This is a genomic window from Burkholderia sp. Se-20378 (genome assembly GCF_017104665.1).
In the GTDB taxonomy this organism is placed as follows: Bacteria; Pseudomonadota; Gammaproteobacteria; order Burkholderiales; family Burkholderiaceae; genus Burkholderia; species Burkholderia lata.
Genome location: NZ_JAAGPG010000910.1, coordinates 1 through 2,259, shown reverse-complemented (window position 1 = coordinate 2,259; position 2,259 = coordinate 1). Strand labels below are relative to the sequence as shown.

1 protein-coding gene and 2 pseudogenes are annotated in these 2,259 nt (G+C 63.6%); 1 reads left to right on the top strand and 2 read right to left on the bottom strand.

Translation table 11 applies throughout. The annotated features are described in order from the left end of the window. Positions 1-434, top strand: a pseudogene (locus tag G3N93_RS38890) (MFS transporter); the annotation flags it as partial. 85 nt (positions 435-519) lie between these two features. Here G3N93_RS38890 and G3N93_RS38885 read toward each other — a convergent pair. After that, the gene (locus G3N93_RS38885) at positions 520-1,662 is read right to left on the bottom strand and encodes a branched-chain amino acid ABC transporter substrate-binding protein (RefSeq protein WP_174940039.1); all 1,143 of its coding nucleotides are present in this window, start codon (positions 1,660-1,662) and stop codon (positions 520-522) included. Positions 1,663-2,077: 415 nt separating this feature from the next. After that, positions 2,078-2,259: pseudogene (locus tag G3N93_RS38880) on the bottom strand (nitronate monooxygenase); the annotation flags it as partial.

Genomic DNA, 2,259 nt, shown 5'->3' with positions numbered 1-2,259 from the left:
TCGCCAGCGCCGCCTATGCCGCGTTCTCGGGCGGGATGGCCATCGCGCGCTTCGCGGGCGACGCCGTGCGTGCCCGCTTCGGCGCACCGCAGCTCGTGTTCGCGAGCGCGTCGCTCGCCTGCGCGGGGATGATCGGTGCGCTGCTGCTGCCGTATTCGGTCACGGTGCTGACCGGCTTCACACTGATGGGCCTCGGCCTCGCGAACATGATGCCGGTGTTGTTCGCGGCCGCCGCGCGCGTGAAAGGCATCCATGCGGCCGAAGGGCTCGCGCACGTGGCCGGGCTCGCGTATTTCGGCATGCTGTTCGGTCCGGTCGTGATCGGCGCCGTCGCGCAGGCCTCGAACCTGACGATCGGCCTGTCCGTCGTCGCGCTGTGCGCGGCGCTCGTCGCGGCCGTTGCGCCGAAGGTGCTCACGCGGCTGAAGATCTGACGGCACGGCAGGCGCCGGCCCAAAAGAAAACGCGCATGCGTTGCCGCATGCGCGTTTTCACCCCTTCTGTTGACCGCTTGTTTCGTTACATCTTCACTTCGTCGAGCAGCGACTTCTTGCCGTTCTTGTAGTTGTACAGCGAGATCACGCCGTGCTGCAGGTCGCCCTTCGAGTCGAAGGTCGTCGTGCCGATCACGCCCGAGTAGTTCGTCGTCGGCATCGCGGCGAGGATCTTCGCCGGATCCGTCGAGTTCGCGCGCTTCATCGCATCGACGATGATGTACACGGCGTCATACGTGAACGGTGCGTAGATCTGGATCGGCTGGCCGAAGCGCTTCTCGTACTTCGCCTTGAACGCTGCGCCGCCCGACATCTTCTCGAGCGAAGCACCGGCTTCCGAGCACACTACGTTGTCGGTCGCGTCGCCGGCCAGGTCGGCCAGCTTTTCCGTGCACACGCCGTCGCCCGCGAAGATCTTCGCGCGCAGGCCGAGCTGCTTCGCCTGTTTCGCGAACGGGCCGCCGGTGGCGTCCATGCCGCCGTACATGATCGCGTCCGGATTCTCGCCCTTGATCTTGGTCAGAATCGCGCGGAAGTCGACCGCCTTGTCGTTCGTCGCGTCATGCGACATGACCTTCAGGCCGAGCGCCTTGGCCTTCTTCTCGAACTCGTTCGCGAGACCCTGGCCGTACGCGGTCGAATCGTCGACCACGGCCACGCTCTTGATGCCCTTCGAGTGCGCGTAGTTCGCGAGTGCCGGGCCCTGCTGCGCATCGGTCGCCACCACGCGGTACGTGGTCTTGAAGCCCTGCTGCGTGTAGGCCGGGTTGGTCGCCGACGGCGAGATCTGCACGATGCCCGCATCGCTGTAGATCTTCGAGGCCGGGATCGACGTGCCCGAGTTCAGGTGGCCGACCACCGCGACGACCTTGTCGTCGACGAGCTTCTGCGCAACCTGCGTGGCCTGCCGCGGGTCGGCCGCGTCATCCTGCGGGTCGAGTTGCAGCGTGATTTTCTGGCCGCCGATCGTGAGACCCTTGGCGTTGATCTCCTCGACTGCGAGACGTGCACCGTTTTCGTTGTCCTTGCCCAGGTGTGCAATGCCGCCCGTCAAGGGCGCGACGTGGCCGATCTTGACGACTTGATCGGCCGCTGCGTTGCTTGCAGCTGCAGCGCACAGCATCGCGGCCGCGGTGATCGGCAACAGCTTTTGCATCTTGATATTCATATAAGTCTCCAGTTTCGGTCCCAATAAACGCCATCGCCCGGTGCCCCGCTGCCATCCCTGTGTTGCAATCACTGGACGATTCGCCGGTTGCATCGTTCATGCACTTGGCCTCAAGCACGTGAAAACCGCCGCTTTTAGCGGCCGCCCGTCCGTACTTGCGCGCAAGTGTAGGTGATCAAATTAATTTGTGGGACTTTTTTGGGGTAGTGGTAACACTACCGATATGCGCACTTTGGAATGACTACTCGAATATCGCTGCAAGCCCCGCCGGATAAGGGTTTCCGCTAATTCCCGGCGACTTGATGAAAGGTCGTTTTAAAACAATCCGGGGGCATTTCGATTCGGTATTTTGTGCCCGTGATCATTGAATGAAACGCGCGTGACAACGCGCGTTTCGTCGTCCGATATGAACGATTCAGGCAGCTGTCGCACGCCATTCGGCATCGAGCGCGGCAACGAGCTGCGATGTCGTCAGCGCGTCGCCGCGCCGTCGCGCGAGCGGTGCGCCCTGCCCGGCCCACAGCGACAGGTAGTCGCCGTCATTGGCGCGCGCGGCCGCCTGGCGCAGCGGCTGCGTCAGCGCGTTCTGCACCGGAT